Source organism: Pseudomonas sp. A0308 (genome assembly GCF_044218815.1).
Lineage (GTDB): Bacteria > Pseudomonadota > Gammaproteobacteria > Pseudomonadales > Pseudomonadaceae > Aquipseudomonas > Aquipseudomonas iridis.
The window spans coordinates 5,854,419-5,871,501 of sequence record NZ_CP162581.1; the positions used below are offsets into that span (position 1 = coordinate 5,854,419).

Consider the following 17,083-nt stretch of genomic DNA (forward strand, 5'->3'; position numbering starts at 1 on the left):
AGAGCCGCAATTGCGGCTCTTTTTTAACGGTTACTTCAGCGCCTGGATGAACTGCGGATCGCTGTACAGTTCCTTCAGCAAGTCACGCAACATTGGGTTGTAAGCATTAACCGCGTTCGGGATCGCAATGAAACCGAAGAAGCTGCTGGCCCACTGGCTGCTGACAGTCTTGGTCGCGTCGTACACCACGTCGTTGCCGTTGAGCAGGGTGAAGCGCGCAGCAAGATCACCATCGCCAGTACCCATGCCGGCGGTCATCTGGTTCTTCACCACCAGCACTTTCAACTGACGCTGGGACTGCGGGTCGAGCAGGCCGGCCTTGCGCAGTTCTTCGGTGATCGCGTCCTGGATGTGCGCCGGGATGCTGCCGGACGGAGAGCGGATCGGGTTGGCGCGAACCATCAGCGAGCCTTCACCGGTTTCGGCAGTGACTTGAGGATTGCTGATCGCGTGCAACGGCGGGGTTTGCTTGAGCTTCTGGACGTTTTCATAGCTCGGCTCGTAACGCAGCATGGTCATGCCACAGCCTTGCAGTAACAGCGCCAACATCGGGATCAACAACAGCGACTTCTTCACGGCAGTTCCTTGCGTGGAAATATGAGGGCGCGAATTATGGGCAGAGTGCCATCATTGAGCAACCGGTTCGTGAGAGCGGCTGAAACACCGTTCGTGCCTTCGTATCAGCCTCGCGCCATAAGCAATTTTTCGATCTGCGCCAATTCCCAGGTACTGAGCAGACTCACCGGATCGGTGCCGAAGCGCTGCCAGCTATCGAGCGCACCTTCATCGCCATCGCAGTTGCGGGCGTATTCACAGTGATGCAACCGTTCGCCTTCAAAATCCAGCACAAGGCGCCAGCCGTCGATATCCACCGTGACCAGTCCGGCCTCGGTGCGTGCCTCGCAGCTGAACGTCAGTACGCCCAGCGCGGCCTCGCGCAGTCGCTGGCAAACCTCACGGGCGCTCAGAAATGCAGACATATTTGGACTCGATGCGTACAGGAACGCGCCAGCATAAGGTGTGAGTTGCAATGTGTCAGCGTATTGCTGGATCGATGTCGGACAATTCCGTAACATCCGCAACCCTCTTTATTCGCTGCACTCTTTTCAGCAACTCCGCGGCCGTGTCCGGCGGCCGCTCAGTCAGGTATGCCATGAAACCGATACGTCTGCGCGCCGATGTCCTGGCCGGACTCACCACCTCGTTTGCCCTGTTGCCCGAATGCATTGCGTTCGCGCTGGTGGCCCACCTCAATCCGCTGATGGGCCTTTATGGCGCTTTCATCATTTGTACGCTGACGGCATTGTTCGGCGGTCGCCCGGGGATGGTCTCCGGTGCGGCGGGGTCGATGGCGGTGGTGATTGTGGCGCTGGTGGTGCAGCACGGCGTGCAATATCTACTGGCGACCGTGTTGCTGGGCGGGTTGATCATGATGGTGTTCGGGCTGCTACGCCTGGGCAAACTGGTGCGCATGGTGCCGCATCCGGTGATGCTCGGCTTCGTCAACGGCCTGGCGATCATCATTGCGCTGGCGCAACTGGAGCATTTCAAGAACGGTGAAGACTGGCTCAGCGGTACGCCGCTGTACCTGATGACCGGGCTGGTGGCGCTGACCATGGCCATCGTCTACATCCTGCCGCGCCTGACCCGCGCAGTGCCGCCGGCGCTGGTGGCGATTCTCGGCGTGGGCCTGCTGGTTTATCTGTTCGGCCTGCCGACCCGCACTCTCGGCGACATGGCGCACATTGCCGGTGGCTTGCCGACCTTCGCCTTGCCGGACATCCCGTGGAATATGCAAACCCTGGGCATCATCGCGCCGTACGCGATTCTGATGGCGCTGGTCGGTTTGCTGGAAACCCTGCTGACGCTGAACCTTACCGACGAAATCACCGAAACCCGTGGTTACCCGGATCGCGAGTGCGTGGCGCTCGGCGCGGCGAACATGGTCTCCGGCGCGTTTGGCGGCATGGGCGGTTGCGCGATGATTGGCCAGACCGTGATCAACCTCAGCTCCGGTGGTCGCGGGCGTTTGTCGGGCATCGTCGCGGGCGTGTTGATTCTGCTGTTTATCCTGTTTCTGTCGCCCCTGATCGAGCGTATTCCGCTGGCGGCACTGGTCGGCGTGATGTTTGTGGTGTCGCAGCAGACCTTCGCCTGGGCGTCGTTACGGGTGGTGAACAAAGTGCCGCTCAACGATGTGTTGGTGATCATCGCCGTGACCACTATCACCGTGTTCACCGATCTGGCCACGGCCGTGCTGTGCGGCATCATCATCGCTGCGCTGAATTTTGCCTGGCAGCAGGCTCGTGAGTTGTATGCCGATGAGCATCTGGAAGCTGACGGCAGCAAACTTTATCGACTGCACGGCACACTGTTCTTCGCCTCGACCACGCCGTTCCTCAACCGCTTTGATCCGGCCAATGACCCGGCGCGGGTTACGCTCGATTGTCAGCATTTGAGTTTTGTCGATTACTCGGCCATCGCCGCGCTGAAAACCCTGCGCGAGCGTTACGCCAAGGCGGGTAAGCATTTGCAGGTGTTTCATTTGTCGGAGCGCTGTAAGAAGTTGCTTAAGCGCGCTGGTGTTGATCACGATTGAGGGGGCATATCCGTTGCTGCTGTGATGGCTTGTTGCGGTTCCGCCCTTACGGCGGGTCACTTTGGCAAACGCCGGAGTGCCGGCCCAGCCCAAAGTAACCAAAGGTCTTTGCCCTGACGTCCGGCCCGACGGGCCTTCGAGATCAAGAGCTGCACTCGAGCTAACGCTCATTGTGTTGAGTGGTGAAGAGCGACTCGGGTCGGTGTGTTGCTTTGATTTGCTTTTCTTTGGGAATGATCGACTCAAACTCGCGGCCCAGCCGCGATACCTTGTGGGAGCTGGCAAGCCAGCTCCCACAGGGTTTTGTGTGTGGCCAGGTTTAGATCGCCGGGAAATCGATATCGGTCAGCGCCACGTTGTTCAGGTAGTTGGTCAGCGTTTGCACGGCGACCAGTGCGATCACTTCAATGATTTTCACGTCGTCGATACCGGCAGCGCGGGCGGCGGCGATTTGTTCGTCGCTCAAGTGGCCGCGGCTTTGCGTGAGTTGACGGGCGAGGGCGGCGTAGGCGTTGAGTTCGCCTTCACGTGCCGCGACGATGTCCTGCGCCGACAGCCCGGCCTTGCCGGCAAACAGGGTGTGCGCCGCCAGGCAATAATCGCAACCGTTGACCTGTGACGTGGCGAGGTAGACGGCTTCTTTCTCCTTGGCGCTCAATGAGGTTTTACCGAGGATGGCCGAGGCTTGTACGTAGGTCTCAAGCGCTACGGGCGCCTTGGCCAGGGTAGTGAAAAGATTGGGCAGGAAGCCGATTTTCTTTTTCACGCCTTCCAGTACCGGGCGGGTGGTGTCGGTGGCGGATTCGAGGCTGATGGCGTTAATGCGGCTCATGGTGATTCTCCGAAGATCCGGTGCGAAGTGCACCGGCGATGGAGGTGATGTTAATCAGCGCTAGTGGTGCTTTGGCGTCAAATCGTCGAGGATATGCGGCAGATCGTCCAGATATTCGCTCGGGAGTTGCCCATGGATCGCCTTTCCACGTTGCTCAGCCATTTCGCTGTGCATGCCGGTACGTTTCACAGCGGCGACTTTTGCGGCGTCAGTGTTCATGAGGGTGAGCCGAGTGGGCACGTGCATCTGTTGCAGGCGGGTGAGTTGCTGCTCAAGCCTGGCAATGAACGCGAGATCCGCCTCGATCAGCCGTCGCTGATTTTCTTCCCTCGACCCTTCGCCCATCGCATGATTGCCGACGCGTCCATGGAGACCAGACTGGTCTGCGCAACGCTGACGTTTGACGGCGGTTCGGGTAATGCATTGGCGGCGGCGCTGCCGGATTATCTGGTGCTCGAACTCACCGATATTCCAGAGTTGAGCAGCACCCTGGAGTGGCTGTTCAAGGAAGCCTTCGAAGGTCATTGCGGACGTGTGGCGGTGATGGATCGGTTGTTCGAGTTGTTGGTGATCCTGCTGTTGCGCCACCTCATCAGTAATCGTGATCAAGCCCCCGGAATGATGGCCGGGCTGGCCGATCCGCGCCTGTCCCGCGCCTTGAACCTGATGCATGAACAGCCCGAAAAGCCCTGGAGCGTGGCCGATCTGGCGACTGCTGCCAACCTGTCTCGCGCAGGATTTGCCGAGCAGTTTCACCGTGTTGTCGGGCAGACACCGGGCGATTACCTGCTGAGCTGGCGGGTCAGTCTGGCGCAGAAACGTCTGCGCGAAGGCCGGCCGATTGCGTTGATCGCCGAAGAGGTCGGCTACGAAAGTCCTTCGGCGCTGGCCCGCGCTTTTCGCCGCAAGACCGGGCTCAGTCCCCGGGAGTGGAAGGCTGGGATTTGAGGGTTATTTGGCAAACTTCTTCGCCCCGGCGACACACAAAATAACTCCCAATGTCACCGCAAGCATGCCGATGCTGACCTGTTCATGCAGCAACGTCGCCGCCAGCGCCAGCCCGAAAAACGGTTGCAGCAGCTGCAACTGCCCGACCGCCGCGATGCCGCCCTGCGCCAATCCGCGATACCAGAACACGAATCCGATCAACATGCTGAACAGCGACACATAGGCCAGACACAGCCACGCCGACAGGCTGATGTTGCTGAACGAGGCGGGCGCCAGCCACATACTCAGCAACGCCATCAGCGGCAGGGACAAAACCAGCGCCCAGCAGATCACCTGCCAGCCCCCAAGGGTGCGCGACAGCTTGGCGCCTTCAGCGTAACCGAGGCCGCAGACCAGAATCGCTGCGAGCATCAACAAGTCGCCGGTGGGCGAAGCAGTCAGTCCCTGGGACAGCGCGAATCCAACCACCAGAGCGCTGCCCAGAATCGAGAAGAACCAAAACACCGGTCGCGGACGCTCACCACCGCGCAGCACGCCGAAAATCGCCGTGGCCAATGGCAGCAATCCTACGAAAACAATCGAATGCGCTGACGTCACGTGCTGCAACGCCAACGCGGTCAGCAGCGGAAAACCCAGCACCACGCCCATCGCGACAATGAACAGCGAGAGCCACTGACTGCGCGCCGGACGCCGCTCGCGAAACAACCACAACAATCCCAACGCCAATACCCCGGCGATGGCCGCGCGCACCACGGTAAGAAACACCGGGTCGAATTCCAGCACCGCCAGGCGCGTGGCCGGCAGCGAGCCGCTGAAGATCACCACGCCGATAAAACCGTTGATCCAGCCGCTGGTTTTTTCCAGTGCCGGGTTACCCAGGTTCGAAGTCCGTTCCATACGAGGTCGCGCTCAAAGGTGGGGTTGCGTGGGTTTAATCCTAGGGGCGAGAATCAGGACAATCAAAAAATTGTCATGGATACATCTCCACATGCCACGCTCCCGCTACAAGACCCTCGTTGATACCTATGCGGCAGACATCCGCTCGGGCCGTCTCGCGCCGGGCACGCGACTGCCGACCCACCGGCAACTGGCCATGAGCGAAAGGCTGGCGCTGGTCACGGCCTCGCGGGTGTACGCCGAGCTGGAGGCGATGGGCCTGGTCAGTGGCGAAACCGGTCGCGGCACCTTTGTGCGGGAAACCTCGTTGTCGCTGGGGCAGGGCATCGATCAGAAGGACGTCGCGGTTGGCATGATCGACCTCAATTTCAACTACCCGTCATTGCCCGGTCAGGCTGAGCTGCTACGCACGGCGTTACGCCAATTGGCACTGTCCGGTGACCTCGAAGCGCTGCTGCGTTATCAACCACACGCCGGCCGCCAGCACGAGCGCGCCTCGGTTGCGCGGCATCTGCTGAGTCGCGGGGTGAGCGTTGAGGCCGCGCAAGTGCTGATCGTCAACGGCGCCCAGCAAGGGCTGGCGGTGACGCTGATGGCACTGCTCAAACCGGGCGATGTGATTGCGGCAGATGCGCTGACCTATTCCGGGTTCAAGGTGCTGGCCGAAGCGCTGCATCTGGAAGTGGTGGCGATTCCGATCGGTGACCACGGGCCGGATCTGGCGGCGCTGGATAAACTCTGTCGCAGCCGCTCGGTGCGCGCCGTGTACAGCATGCCGACCCTGCACAATCCGCTGGGCTGGGTGATGCCGACTGAGCAACGCGAACAGTTGATATCGATTGCCCGTCAGCATGATCTGACGATCATTGAAGACGCGGCCTACGCCTTTCTGGTGGAAAACCCACCGCCAGCGCTGATCGACATGGCGCCCGAGCGCACGGTTTATGTGTCGGGACTTTCCAAGAATATCGCCACCGGTTTGCGCGTCGGTTTCATCGCTGCGCCGGAGGCCAAGGTGCCGGCGCTGGAGCGAATCATCCGCGCCACCACCTGGAACACTCCCGGCGTGATGACCGCCATTGCTTGCGCCTGGCTCGACGACGGCACTGTCACCTCGCTTGAAGAACAAAAGCGCAACGACGCCAAGGCTCGTCAGGCACTGGCCGCCGAGTTGCTCAAAGGGTTGCCCTATTTCGCACATCCATCCTCGTATTTCTTGTGGTTGCCGCTGCCGGAAGATGTGCGCGCCGATCGGATTGTCATGGAGTTGATGCACGAACAGATTTCGGTCACCAGCGCCGAGCCGTTTTCGGTGGCGACTCATACACCGCATGCGATTCGGTTGGCATTGGGTTCGGTGGATATGAACGTGTTGCGCCAAGCGTTGATCACCGTCAGAAACGTCGTCGGTGCTTATCTGTAGAACCCTTGGCAAGGGAACAAGCTTCCAGGCCACAAAATGTTAGCCTTGGCGCATTCGCATCAAATCGCTTTGGATCGCCCGATGAAAAACATAGCTTCACTGTCCCTCGCCTTGATACTCACCGCTGGCCTGCTCGGCACAACCGCCCACGCAGCAGGCGATCCCGAGGCCGGCGCAAAAATCTTCCCGCGCCTGTGCGGCGGCTGCCATCAAGTCGGCGAATCCGCCCGCTCGGGTTTCGGTCCGGAACTCAACGGCATCATCGGCCGCCCGGCCGGGACGTCGGCGAACTATGTGTATTCCGATGCGATGAAAAACTCAGGCGTGACCTGGGACCACGAAACGCTGAAGGCTTACCTGAAAGATCCGAAAGGCGTGGTGCCGGGGACTCGGATGATTTTCTGGGGGCTGAGTGATGAGGAGAAGCTTGAGAATTTGCTGGCGTACCTGCAAACATTTCCACGATAACGCCAGCTTCTAAAGTGGTATCGAGGCAATGGCCTGCCAGGCGAATCATTGCATGATCAATTGTTCGCCTGAGCAATACGCCATAGATCCCGAGACATTGCGCAAGGCATTTACCCATGTGTCTGACATGGGTCATGAACCAACTGGTCGATGATTTGAAACAGTAGCCAGCGCCGACTTTCAAGGGTTGCCTGGGCTGCTGAAGGCTTGTCGCAATGTGCATCAACGCCTACATGGATTCAGTCGTCAGGTGTTGTGTCAGCAAGGGCAGCAGTTGTTCGCAAGCGCCCTCAATCTTCAAATCCAGCAAATCATCCGCCCGTGTCTTGCCCATATTGATCGCAATCAACGGCTTGCCGCGATCTGCGATCACCCGGCACAGGCGAAACGCTGAATAGGCCATTAACGAAGACCCCACCACCAGCATTCCCGCCGCTGTCTGCGCTGCATCCATGGCCCGAGCGGCGGTAGGTTGCGCGACGTTTTCGCCGAAAAATACCACGTCCGGTTTCATCCGCTCGCCCGCACAAAACGGGCAGTGTGGCACCTGAAAGCGTGCTTCGAATGCCGGGTCAAGCAGGGTGTCACCGTCTGGCGCCTGCACTGCATCGACGCCGGCCAGATACGGATTCTGCCGTTCCATCAGTTGCTGAATCGAATCGCGATCGCTGCGCTGGCCACAATCCAGACACAGCACGCGGTGCAGGCTGCCGTGCAGTTCGATCACGTCATGACTGCCGGCCTGATCGTGCAAAGTGTCGACGTTCTGCGTGATCAAGCCGCTGATCCTGCCATGCCGCTGCAAACTGGCCAGCGCCTCATGCGCTGCATTCGGTTGCGCTTGACGCACCCGAGGCCAGCCCAGCATCGCCCGCGCCCAGTAGCGGCGGCGTGACTCGGGGGCGGCGAGGAACTCCTGATACATCATCGGTTGCCGGCCACGTCGCACGCCGTCGCTGTCGCGGTAGTCGGGGATGCCCGAGGGGGTGCTGATGCCGGCGCCGGTGAGCACCAGGAAGTCACCGTCGATCATCGCCTGTTGCAGCGTGTCGAGGTGTTCGCGGATCGGGCTGTCGAGCATGGCTGGCATTCCATTAGCGATGAGTGCCATGCAGGTTAGCACTGACATCCGTGGAGAGGGAGAGAGCTCCCTCACCACAGATTCGCGGTTATTTGCGAGCCTCCAGAATCAGGTTGAACGGCGTCTGCGTGGCGCGCCGGAACTGCTTGAATCCGGCTTCGGTAAACACTTTGCGCAGGCGTTTTTCACCGGCCTGCGCACCGAGGCCCAGGCCGACTTCCTGGGACAGCGAGTTCGGCGTGCAAATGAACGTCGATGCTGCGTAGAAAAGCCGTCCCACGGGGTTGATGTTGTCGTCCAGCGCATCGTTGGCGAAGGGCTCGACCAGCAACACCGTGCCGTCGTCCTTGAGCGAGTCGTAGGCATGACGCGCGGCGCCCACCGGGTCGCCCATGTCGTGCAGGCAATCGAAATAGCAGATCAGGTCATAGTCATTGCCGGGGTAGTTTTTCGCTGAGCCCTGGAGGAAAGTCGCCCGACTGCTGACCCCGCCTTCTTCCGCGCGCTGGTTAGCGACGGTGATCGACGGTGCGTGAAAGTCGTAGCCGACGAAACGCGAGTTGGGATACGCCTGGGCCATCAACACGGTCGAGGCGCCGTGGCCGCAGCCGATGTCGGCGACTTTTGCGCCTTTCTCGAGTTTGGCCACGACGCCGTCCAGCGCCGGCAACCATTCGGCGATCAGGTGGCCTTTGTAGCCGGGGCGGAAAAACCGTTCGGTCCCGCTGAACATGCACGGATGGTGATCGCCCCAGGGCAGGGCGCCGTTGCCGCGCATGGCTTTGACCAGTTTGTCCTTGTCGTGGAAAAACGACGCTACCACCCCCAGACCGCCGGCGACGTAAACCGGCGAGTCTTCGACGGCCAGCGCCATGGCCTGTTCTTCTGGCAGGCGAAACTGCCCGTCGCGGTGCTCCATGTAGCCGGAGGCGGCGTGAGCGCTGAGCCATTCGCGCACCAGGCGCGGGTTACAGGTGGTTTTTGCTGCGAGGGCTTCGGGGCTGATCGGCTGACTGTCGGCCATCGCCCGGTACAGCCCGAGTTCTTCGCCGACGATGACATTGGCCAGCATTGCCGCGCCGCCCATGTCGTTGACCAGTTTGCCCATGAATTCGTTGAGTCGAGCCTCGTCCATCATGTGTGCTCCTGAAACAGGATCACCGTCCGGCGCCGTTGAGCGTCGAGGCATGCGCCACCGGGCGGTGGTCATGGAAACAGGCAGGGCACGGCAAAAGTCCTGCGGCCCCCTCGACTGGGTCATGAATGAGTCTAGCCCGGATTCTTTGATCGACGCGGAGCAAATTTGGGAGCAAGCCTGCTCGCGAAGGCATTGTGTCAGCCGCTGCATTCATTAACGGACACACCGCTATCGCAAGCAGGCTCACGCTTGCAGGAAAGCTGTATGGATTGAGGAGCGGTGATCACCGCTAATCCTTGTGGGAGCTGGCTTGCCAGCGATGAGGTCGGCACAGTCGATCATGATGTTGGCTGTGCTGACGCCATCGCTGGCAAGTCAGCTCTCACAGGTTTTTTCAGCGAGTTCAAAGGGTGTGTATCGCTGTGTATCGCTGTCGCGGAGGGATACATGGGGTAGCAAATATCGGGTGGGTTGAACACAGCGTCGATACAGCCACCGGTTGAACTGCGTGGGTCAACCACCGAGGTGAGCCACCATGCAAACCCCTCATGTATCAAGGCAACCCAGCGTAGGGCTGGGCCTGCGCCGTGGGCTGTTGAAAGATCTGCAAGCCGCCCCCGCCGGCGATTTCGACTTTCTGGAAGTCGCCCCGGAAAACTGGATCGGCGTCGGCGGTGCCCACGGCGCGGCGTTACGCGAACTGGCCGAGCGTTATCCGTTGTCCTGTCACGGTTTGTCGTTGTCGCTCGGCGGCCCGGCGCCGCTCGACAGCGGTTTTCTGCAGGAAGTGCGGGTTTTTCTCGATCATCACCGCGTTGAGCATTACAGCGAACACCTCAGTTACTGCAGCGACGACGGCCATCTCTACGATCTGTTGCCCTTGCCGTTCACTGAGGAAGCGGTGCACCACGTCGCCGCGCGTATCCGCCAATCCCAGGACATTCTCGGTCGCCGCCTTGCCGTGGAAAACGTCTCCTACTATGCCGCCCCGCGTCAGGACATGGACGAAGTGACCTTCACCAACGCGGTATTGCGCGAGGCTGATTGCGACTTGCTGCTGGACGTCAACAATGTCTACGTCAATGCCATCAACCACGGTTTTGATCCGCGGGATTTTCTGGCCCGGATCGAGCCGGGCAGGGTGGTCGGGATGCACGTGGCCGGGCATTTCGATGAGTCCGACAGTCTCAAGATCGACACCCATGGCGCCTCAGTGAAACCGCAGGTGTGGTCGTTGCTGGCCGAAGCCTACGCACGGTTCGGCGCGCAGCCGACGCTGCTGGAGCGTGATTTCAATTTCCCGGCATTTGCCGAACTGGTCGCCGAGCTACAGACCATTCGCCGTCTGCAAGGCGAAGGAGTTCAGCGTGGATAACCTTGAGCAGCAACAACGGGCGCTGACGCGTTATCTGCGTGATCCCGACAGCCACGTACCTCCTGCTGAAATGAACACCACACGGGTCAATGTTTACCGCGATCTGCTGTTCAACAATCTTTCGCAATTGTTGAGTGGGACCTTTCCTGTACTGATCCGGATCATCGGCGATCAACGCTGGCACACGCTGATTCGCGGTTTTTTGCGCGATTACCGTGCGCAAACGCCGAAGTTTTCTGAGATTGCCGAGACGTTCCTCGACTATCTCGCCACGCAGCCTGCGGCGTTGAGCGAGGGGGAGTGGCCAGCGTTTTTGCTGGAACTGGCGCATTACGAATGGGTAGAGATGGTCTTGCAGCAATCCGACGCCGATCCCTTGCCTGCGACGGATAAATGCTTGTTGCTGGAGCGGCCATTGCGGATCTCGGCGCTGGCCTGGCCTTTGGCTTACACGTGGCCGGTGCAGTGGCTTGGCCCGGATTATCAGCTTTCAACTGCCCCGGCGCATCCGACGCTGTTACTGGTACGGCGGGAGGCGGATTTCAGCGTGAAGTTTTCGCAGTTGAGCCCGTTGGCGTGGCGATTGCTGCAGCGGATCGGCGAGTTGCCGTCATTGACCGGACGGGAGCAGTTACAGGGCTTGGGGCAGGAGGCTGGGCAATTCGCAGACGAGTCGTTCATGGCCAGTGGATTGGCGTTGTTGCAGCAAATGCATGAAGACCGGGTAATCGGTATTACTTGAACACATCAAACCCCCTGTAGGAGCTGTCGAGTGAAACGAGGCTGCGATCTTTTGATTTTGATCTTTAAAAACAACATCAAAAGATCGCAGCGTGCCGCAGCTCCTACAAGGGATTTGTGCTGGGCAGGTTTAGAGTGGCAACTTCAGTTCAGCACACAACCCGCCGCCCTCGCGGTTGCTTAAGGTCAACGAGCCGCCGAGGGCTATTGCCAATTGCTGGGCGATGGCAAGACCCAGACCCGTGCCGCCAGTGCTGCGATTGCGCGAGTTTTCCACGCGGTAGAACGGCTCCATCACTTGCGCCAGATCGGCTTCGGCGATGCCCGGGCCGCGATCCATGACGGTGATCGACAGCTTTCCCTTGTTCGCTGCGACCCACACCTCGGCACCACCAGCGAATTTCAAGGCATTGTCGGTCAGGTTCACCAGCACCCGGCGCAACGCGTGCGGACGGGTCTCGACGACTACATCACTTTTTCCGATCAGTTGTACTTTTTTGCCCATGTCCTGATAGTCGAACACCAGGCTCTCGAGGAATGAATCCATGTTGGTGCGCCGACTTTCTTCGGTCGAGCCATGGATGCTGCGGGCGTAGGCCACACCTTCGCGCACCAGGTGTTCCATTTCGCCGAGGTCGTTGCACAGTTTTTCCTTCTCGGCTGAGTCGTCCATGAACTCGGCCCGCAGTTTCATCCGCGTGATCGGGGTTTGCAGGTCATGGGAGATCGCGGCCAGCAGTTGCATGCGCTCCTTGAGATAGGTGGCAATCCGCGCCTGCATCGTGTTGAACGCACGGGCGGCGTAGACCACTTCGTTCGGACCTTTCTCGTCCAGCTGAATCGGGTGCGCGTTGGGATCAAGGGTTTCCACGGCGTTGGCTAGCCGCGTCAAGGGCCGGATGGCGATGCGCACGGCCAGCCAGGTGCAGGCGATCATCAGCGCCAGTTGCCCGAGCAGCACCACTGGCAGCCACGGCGACAGTGGCGTCATCGCGGGGCGCACGTCGATGGTCACCGGGCTGCCGTCGCTCAGGCGCAGGTGGCCTTGAAAATGCTTTTTCGGGCCGGGAATATCGGTGAAGGTCAGGGGATATTTATCGCCCAGGACCTCAGTGATTGAGGTGACCGCAATGGGCACGTCGGCGGACTTGATCGGCGTACCGCCGTCGCCTTCGCTCAGCAGATAGCCGTAATTGTTGCGCGCCAGGCGCTCGAGCCAGGCCGGACGCTCCTCGGCCGGCAGGCGATCAAGAATCGCAATTGAGGTCGAGACGTCGGTTTGCAGATTGCCGAGCATGGTGCTTTTTGCACTCTGATAACGCTCGTAATACTGCGCACCGAACGACAGCGCCTGGGCGAGAATCAACCCGACCAGAAAAATCAGCGACAAGCGCGAGGCCAGCGTGCGCGGCCAGTGCAGGTTAAGTGTCATGCCGGGGCACCGAGTAACTCGACCGGCAGTGAGAACACGTAACCTTCGCTGCGCACGGTCTTGATGTAGGCCGGCTCACGGGCGTCATCGAGCAGGCGCTGGCGCAAACGGCTGACCAGCAAATCGATGGAACGGTCGAACAGATCCGCGTCGCGGCCTTGGGTCAGGTTGAGCAATTGATCGCGGCTGAGTACCCGTTGCGGATGATCGAGAAACACCCGCAGCAAACGATATTCGGCGCCACTGAGCGCCACCATGGTGCCGTCCTTGTCCAGCAGGTGTCGGGCCGAGGTGTCCAGTTGCCAGCGACCGAACGCCAGCAAACGACCGGCTTCGGTGACCACCAGATTCGGCGGCAGCATTCGCGTGCGGCGCAGTACGGCGTTGATCCGCGCCAGCAGTTCGCGGGCGGCGAAGGGTTTGGTCAGGTAGTCGTCCGCGCCCATTTCCAGACCGATGATGCGGTCGGTTTCGTCATTGCGTGCGGTGAGCATCAACACCGGCGTCGCCTTGTGCTTGCCCACGCGCAATTCGCGGCACAGCTGCAGGCCATCGTCGCCGGGCATCATGATGTCGAGCACGATCAGGTCAACCGTGTTGGTTTCGAGAAAGCTGCGCATCTGCCGACCATCGGCGACGACGGTGGTGCGCAGACCGTTCTTTTTCAGGTAATTGCCGACCAGCTCGCGGATCTCGCGGTCGTCGTCGACGATGAGAATGTGATCGACATGTTCCATGGGGCCTGGCCTCTGGCAAAGGGGAATGTCACGCAGTCTATCGAGCCTTCGGGTGCTCGCCTGCCTGCCTTTGTATTGCAGTGTATCTGGCGTTACAAGCGATACACGCAGACGTAAAAAAGCGATTTGTTCAGGGTTTTGTATCGCTGTGTATCCCCGGGCGGCGCAGATACACAGCGAGGGTTAGCCGCCATTTCCCGACACATGCGCGATACCTCGTGAGCCTCAAATAGGCTCCATCGAGGCACTCCATGACGCCTCGGCTCAAACCCTTTGCAGCCATGAGGAACACGCCATGAAAAACTCGTCCGTTATCGCCGCCTGCCTGTTTGCCGCCCTGAACATCTGCACCCTGTCGGCCCGCGCCGAAGCCGAAGTCACCGCGCAAACTTACAACTACGGCACCCACCTGGATATCCAGAAAGTCATTTCGCTGACCCAGGACAACTCGGTGACCTGCGGGATTGTCGATGCACGCATGACTTATCTGGATTCGGCCGGCAAAACCCGCGTACTCGATTACAGCAAATTCGCTGACGGTTGCAACGACGGCAACTGAGTATCACTTGTTTACAGGCAGAACCTTATGAACAACGTCTCTCGGTTCCCTCCCGCCAATCCAAGGTGATTTTATGTACTTGATCGCGTTTCTCGGCGGCCTGTTGACCGTCCTCAGTCCCTGCATCTTGCCGGTGGTGCCGTTCCTGTTTGCCAACGCTGACCGTAAACGCTCCTCGATCCTGCTGACCCTCGGCGGCATGGCCCTGACCTTCGCCCTGATCTCAAGCCTGGCCGTGGTCAGCAGTGAGTGGGTGATTCAGGCCAGCAACACCGGCCGCCACATCGCCTTGATCGTCATGGCGCTGTTTGCGCTGTCGCTGATCTCGGCGCGCGTGGGTGACTGGCTGGCGCGACCGTTTGTGTTGCTCGGCAACCGCCTCGACCCGGACGCCAGCAAGAAGACCGGGCCCATGGGGTCGGTGATGATCGGCGTGGCCACCGGGTTGCTCTGGGCACCCTGCGCCGGGCCGATCCTCGGCGTGATCCTCACTGGCGCCATGCTGCAAGGCGCCAACGCCCAGACCAGCCTGTTGCTGCTGGCCTACGGCGCGGGGAGTGCGCTGTCGCTGGGGACGTTGATTTTCGCCGGCCGTGGCGTGGTCAATCGCTTGAAACCTTCGATTCCGTTCACCGGGTGGTTTCGTCGCGGCGCCGGTGTTGCAGTGCTTGCCGGCGTGGCAGTGATTTCCACCGGCGCCGATAAAACCTTGCTGGCCGGTGCGTCGTCCGAAGGCGTCACCAGCGTCGAGAGAAACGTGCTGGAGAACGTGCCGAAAGTGGTCGACTTCCTCGTCAGCAAAGTCAGCGCAGATTCGAGGACGGACGAGAGTAAAGGCGCGATGCCGTCGCTGTCCGGCGCCGTGCAATGGCTCAATTCACCGCAACTGAGCGCCGAATCCCTGCGTGGCAAAGTCGTGCTGGTGGATTTCTGGACCTACGACTGCATCAACTGCCAGCGCACCCTGCCGTACGTCAAAGACTGGGCGAAGAAGTACGAGAAGGATGGCCTGGTGGTGATCGGCGTACACACCCCGGAATACGGCTACGAGCGGATCATCGACAATGTTCGGGACCAGGTGCAGAAACTCGGCATCACCTACCCGGTGGCCATCGACAACAACTATGCGATCTGGCGCGCCTTCGACAATCAGTACTGGCCGGCGCACTACCTGATCGACGCCAAGGGGCAGATGCGTTACAGCCACTTCGGCGAAGGTCGCTACGAAGCGCAGGAGCAGATGATCAAGCAGTTGCTGGAGGAGGCCAAGGCCCCGGCTGCCTGATCGAACAACTCAATGGCTCAGAGGTCACGCACCATGAGCCATTGCTCGTTGTCCCAGGCGCGAAAGCGTTCCAGTACTGCCCAGCCGCGTTTGGCGTAGTAGTCCTGTTTGTTTTGCGTGTGCAGATACAGGCGGGGGAGGCCGCGGTTTTTTGCTTCCCGACAAACTCCGTCGATCAACTGCTGTGCCAGACCTTGTCCGCGAACCTCTGGGTCGACGAACACGCAGGCCAGCCACGGGCCGAGATCCTGCCGATGTTCGAGATCATCGCGGGCCAGCGCCGCACCACCGACCAAGCGGTCGCCGTCCAGTGCGATCAGGCAGGACCAGTCGCCATTGCTTTGGCCCTCGGCAAACTCACGCTGCCATTGAGCCAAAGGTTGATGGGCGTATTCGTATTCAAATTGCTGGTGGATCCATGCGGCATAGGTGTCGCTGTGCTGCATGTGGCTGGCGAGCCATTCGAATTGCACGGGCATGACTGAAGTCCGTTCAGAGGGCGAGCGGGCATCAGAAACCAATCGCCGGATTCTGGCAATGCCGTGAGTGTTGCGCCCGCTTAACAAATGTTCACCACTTATCGGCAAAGCGGCGGTTTTATGGGGCTGCCGGACGATCGGCGGAGACGCCAAACAGGCTCGGCGCGATAGTGGACATGCCGCCTAACAGCAAACGGAGCTCGCATTCATGAGTACCCCGATTGATCTCACTGCCTTGAAGGAACGTCAGAAAGTCGCCTGGGCCAGTGGCGACTACGCCGTGATCGGCACCACACTGCAAATTGTCGGCGAAAACCTCGCCGAAGCCTGCGACCTGCGCTGCGATGAAGAGGTGCTGGATGTGGCCGCTGGCAACGGCAATGCGACCCTGGCAGCGGCGCGGCGCGGTTGTCTGGTCACCTCGACCGATTACGTCGCGGCGCTGCTGGAGCGCGGCCAGGATCGCGCCCGCGCTGAGCATCTGGACGTGACTTTTCAAGTCGCCGATGCCGAAGCCTTGCCGTTCGCCGATGGCAGTTTTGCGGCGGTGCTGTCGACATTCGGGGTGATGTTTGCCCCCGATCAGGACAAGGCCGCTGCCGAATTGGCGCGGGTCTGCCGGCGTGGCGGGCGGATCGGTCTGGCCAACTGGACGCCGGAAGGGTTTGTCGGGCAGATGTTCAAGACCCTCGGCCGGTATCTGCCACCGCCGGCCGGCGCGCAGCCGCCGTCGAACTGGGGCACGGAGGCGTGGCTGCACAAACATTTCGATGATCACGATTTTGTCGTGCAGGTCACGCGGCGCGAATTCAATTTCCGCTATCGTTCGGCAGCGCATTTCATCGACATCTTTCGGCACTGGTACGGGCCGGTGCACAAGGCTTTCGCAGCGCTGCCACCGGAAAGCGGTCAGGCGCTGGAAAGTGATCTGGCGGATTTGCTCAACCGGTCGAACCGCGCGGGGGAGGACTCGCTGGTGGTGCCGAGTGAGTATCTGGAGGTGGTGATCAACAAGCGCTGAGTTAAACCTGATCCTTCAGCTCGGCGCAGATCCTTGTGGGAGCTGGCTTGCCAGCGATAGCGGTCAAC

18 protein-coding genes are annotated in these 17,083 nt (G+C 60.3%); 9 read left to right on the forward strand and 9 right to left on the reverse strand.

Annotation, left to right across the window (positions count from 1 at the left end):
- Positions 1-30: 30 nt before the first annotated feature.
- Positions 31-576: a hypothetical protein gene (locus AB4P92_RS27050; protein WP_395598443.1), complete on the reverse strand. Its 546-nt coding sequence runs from the start codon at positions 574-576 to the stop codon at positions 31-33.
- Between the two features lie 104 nt (positions 577-680).
- The gene (locus AB4P92_RS27055; protein ID WP_200611694.1) at positions 681-980 is read right to left on the reverse strand and encodes a hypothetical protein; all 300 of its coding nucleotides are present in this window, start codon (positions 978-980) and stop codon (positions 681-683) included.
- Positions 981-1,153: 173 nt separating this feature from the next.
- On the opposite strand from AB4P92_RS27055, the gene AB4P92_RS27060 reads away from it, so the two are divergent.
- Complete coding sequence (locus AB4P92_RS27060) at positions 1,154-2,599, forward strand: SulP family inorganic anion transporter (protein WP_047301884.1); 1,446 nt, start codon at positions 1,154-1,156, stop codon at positions 2,597-2,599.
- A 319-nt stretch (positions 2,600-2,918) separates the two neighbouring features.
- On the opposite strand, the gene AB4P92_RS27065 is transcribed toward AB4P92_RS27060, so the two are convergent.
- Complete coding sequence (locus AB4P92_RS27065) at positions 2,919-3,431, reverse strand: carboxymuconolactone decarboxylase family protein (protein ID WP_273875359.1); 513 nt, start codon at positions 3,429-3,431, stop codon at positions 2,919-2,921.
- 132 nt (positions 3,432-3,563) lie between these two features.
- On the opposite strand from AB4P92_RS27065, the gene AB4P92_RS27070 reads away from it, so the two are divergent.
- The gene (locus AB4P92_RS27070; RefSeq protein ID WP_042559824.1) at positions 3,564-4,379 is read left to right on the forward strand and encodes an AraC family transcriptional regulator; all 816 of its coding nucleotides are present in this window, start codon (positions 3,564-3,566) and stop codon (positions 4,377-4,379) included.
- A 3-nt stretch (positions 4,380-4,382) separates the two neighbouring features.
- On the opposite strand, the gene AB4P92_RS27075 is transcribed toward AB4P92_RS27070, so the two are convergent.
- Positions 4,383-5,276, reverse strand: coding sequence for a DMT family transporter (locus AB4P92_RS27075; protein WP_395598444.1), 894 nt, complete (start codon positions 5,274-5,276; stop codon positions 4,383-4,385).
- A gap of 91 nt (positions 5,277-5,367) precedes the next feature.
- Between AB4P92_RS27075 and AB4P92_RS27080 the strand changes: the two genes are divergently transcribed.
- Together AB4P92_RS27080 and AB4P92_RS27085 are read left to right on the forward strand one after the other, a co-directional pair.
- Positions 5,368-6,699, forward strand: coding sequence for a PLP-dependent aminotransferase family protein (locus AB4P92_RS27080; RefSeq protein WP_395598445.1), 1,332 nt, complete (start codon positions 5,368-5,370; stop codon positions 6,697-6,699).
- An 81-nt stretch (positions 6,700-6,780) separates the two neighbouring features.
- Positions 6,781-7,167: a c-type cytochrome gene (locus tag AB4P92_RS27085; protein WP_395598446.1), complete on the forward strand. Its 387-nt coding sequence runs from the start codon at positions 6,781-6,783 to the stop codon at positions 7,165-7,167.
- A gap of 229 nt (positions 7,168-7,396) precedes the next feature.
- On the opposite strand, the gene AB4P92_RS27090 is transcribed toward AB4P92_RS27085, so the two are convergent.
- On the reverse strand, positions 7,397-8,248 hold the full coding sequence (locus tag AB4P92_RS27090; RefSeq protein WP_261737050.1) for an NAD-dependent protein deacetylase: 852 nt from the start codon (positions 8,246-8,248) through the stop codon (positions 7,397-7,399).
- A gap of 88 nt (positions 8,249-8,336) precedes the next feature.
- Complete coding sequence (locus tag AB4P92_RS27095) at positions 8,337-9,383, reverse strand: class I SAM-dependent methyltransferase (RefSeq protein ID WP_273875590.1); 1,047 nt, start codon at positions 9,381-9,383, stop codon at positions 8,337-8,339.
- 538 nt (positions 9,384-9,921) lie between these two features.
- On the opposite strand from AB4P92_RS27095, the gene AB4P92_RS27100 reads away from it, so the two are divergent.
- Together AB4P92_RS27100 and AB4P92_RS27105 are read left to right on the forward strand one after the other, a co-directional pair.
- Positions 9,922-10,761, forward strand: a complete 840-nt coding sequence (locus AB4P92_RS27100) for a DUF692 domain-containing protein (protein ID WP_047301875.1) — start codon at positions 9,922-9,924, stop codon at positions 10,759-10,761.
- The gene (locus AB4P92_RS27105; RefSeq protein ID WP_395598447.1) at positions 10,754-11,503 is read left to right on the forward strand and encodes a DUF2063 domain-containing protein; all 750 of its coding nucleotides are present in this window, start codon (positions 10,754-10,756) and stop codon (positions 11,501-11,503) included. Before AB4P92_RS27100 ends, AB4P92_RS27105 begins: the two co-directional genes overlap by 8 nt.
- A gap of 129 nt (positions 11,504-11,632) precedes the next feature.
- Here AB4P92_RS27105 and AB4P92_RS27110 read toward each other — a convergent pair whose 3' ends face one another.
- Both AB4P92_RS27110 and AB4P92_RS27115 read right to left on the reverse strand, forming a co-directional pair.
- Positions 11,633-12,934 (reverse strand): ATP-binding protein, encoded by a 1,302-nt coding sequence (locus AB4P92_RS27110; RefSeq protein WP_047301871.1) that lies wholly within the window; start codon positions 12,932-12,934, stop codon positions 11,633-11,635.
- Entirely contained in the window at positions 12,931-13,671 is a 741-nt protein-coding gene (locus AB4P92_RS27115; protein ID WP_047301869.1) for a response regulator, read from the reverse strand. The genes AB4P92_RS27110 and AB4P92_RS27115 overlap by 4 nt, the downstream gene beginning before the upstream one ends.
- 295 nt (positions 13,672-13,966) lie before the next feature.
- On the opposite strand from AB4P92_RS27115, the gene AB4P92_RS27120 reads away from it, so the two are divergent.
- Positions 13,967-14,230 carry a DUF2790 domain-containing protein gene (locus AB4P92_RS27120; RefSeq protein ID WP_042559815.1) on the forward strand — a complete coding sequence of 88 codons (264 nt, stop codon included), beginning with the start codon at positions 13,967-13,969 and terminating at the stop codon, positions 14,228-14,230.
- Positions 14,231-14,303: 73 nt separating this feature from the next.
- Positions 14,304-15,515: a cytochrome c biogenesis protein DipZ gene (locus AB4P92_RS27125; protein WP_395598448.1), complete on the forward strand. Its 1,212-nt coding sequence runs from the start codon at positions 14,304-14,306 to the stop codon at positions 15,513-15,515.
- Positions 15,516-15,532: 17 nt separating this feature from the next.
- Here AB4P92_RS27125 and AB4P92_RS27130 read toward each other — a convergent pair whose 3' ends face one another.
- Positions 15,533-15,994 carry a GNAT family N-acetyltransferase gene (locus AB4P92_RS27130; protein WP_047301865.1) on the reverse strand — a complete coding sequence of 154 codons (462 nt, stop codon included), beginning with the start codon at positions 15,992-15,994 and terminating at the stop codon, positions 15,533-15,535.
- A 208-nt stretch (positions 15,995-16,202) separates the two neighbouring features.
- Here AB4P92_RS27130 and AB4P92_RS27135 point away from each other — a divergent pair, with 208 nt between their 5' ends.
- Complete coding sequence (locus AB4P92_RS27135; protein ID WP_395598449.1) at positions 16,203-17,015, forward strand: class I SAM-dependent methyltransferase; 813 nt, start codon at positions 16,203-16,205, stop codon at positions 17,013-17,015.
- Positions 17,016-17,083 lie beyond the last annotated feature (68 nt).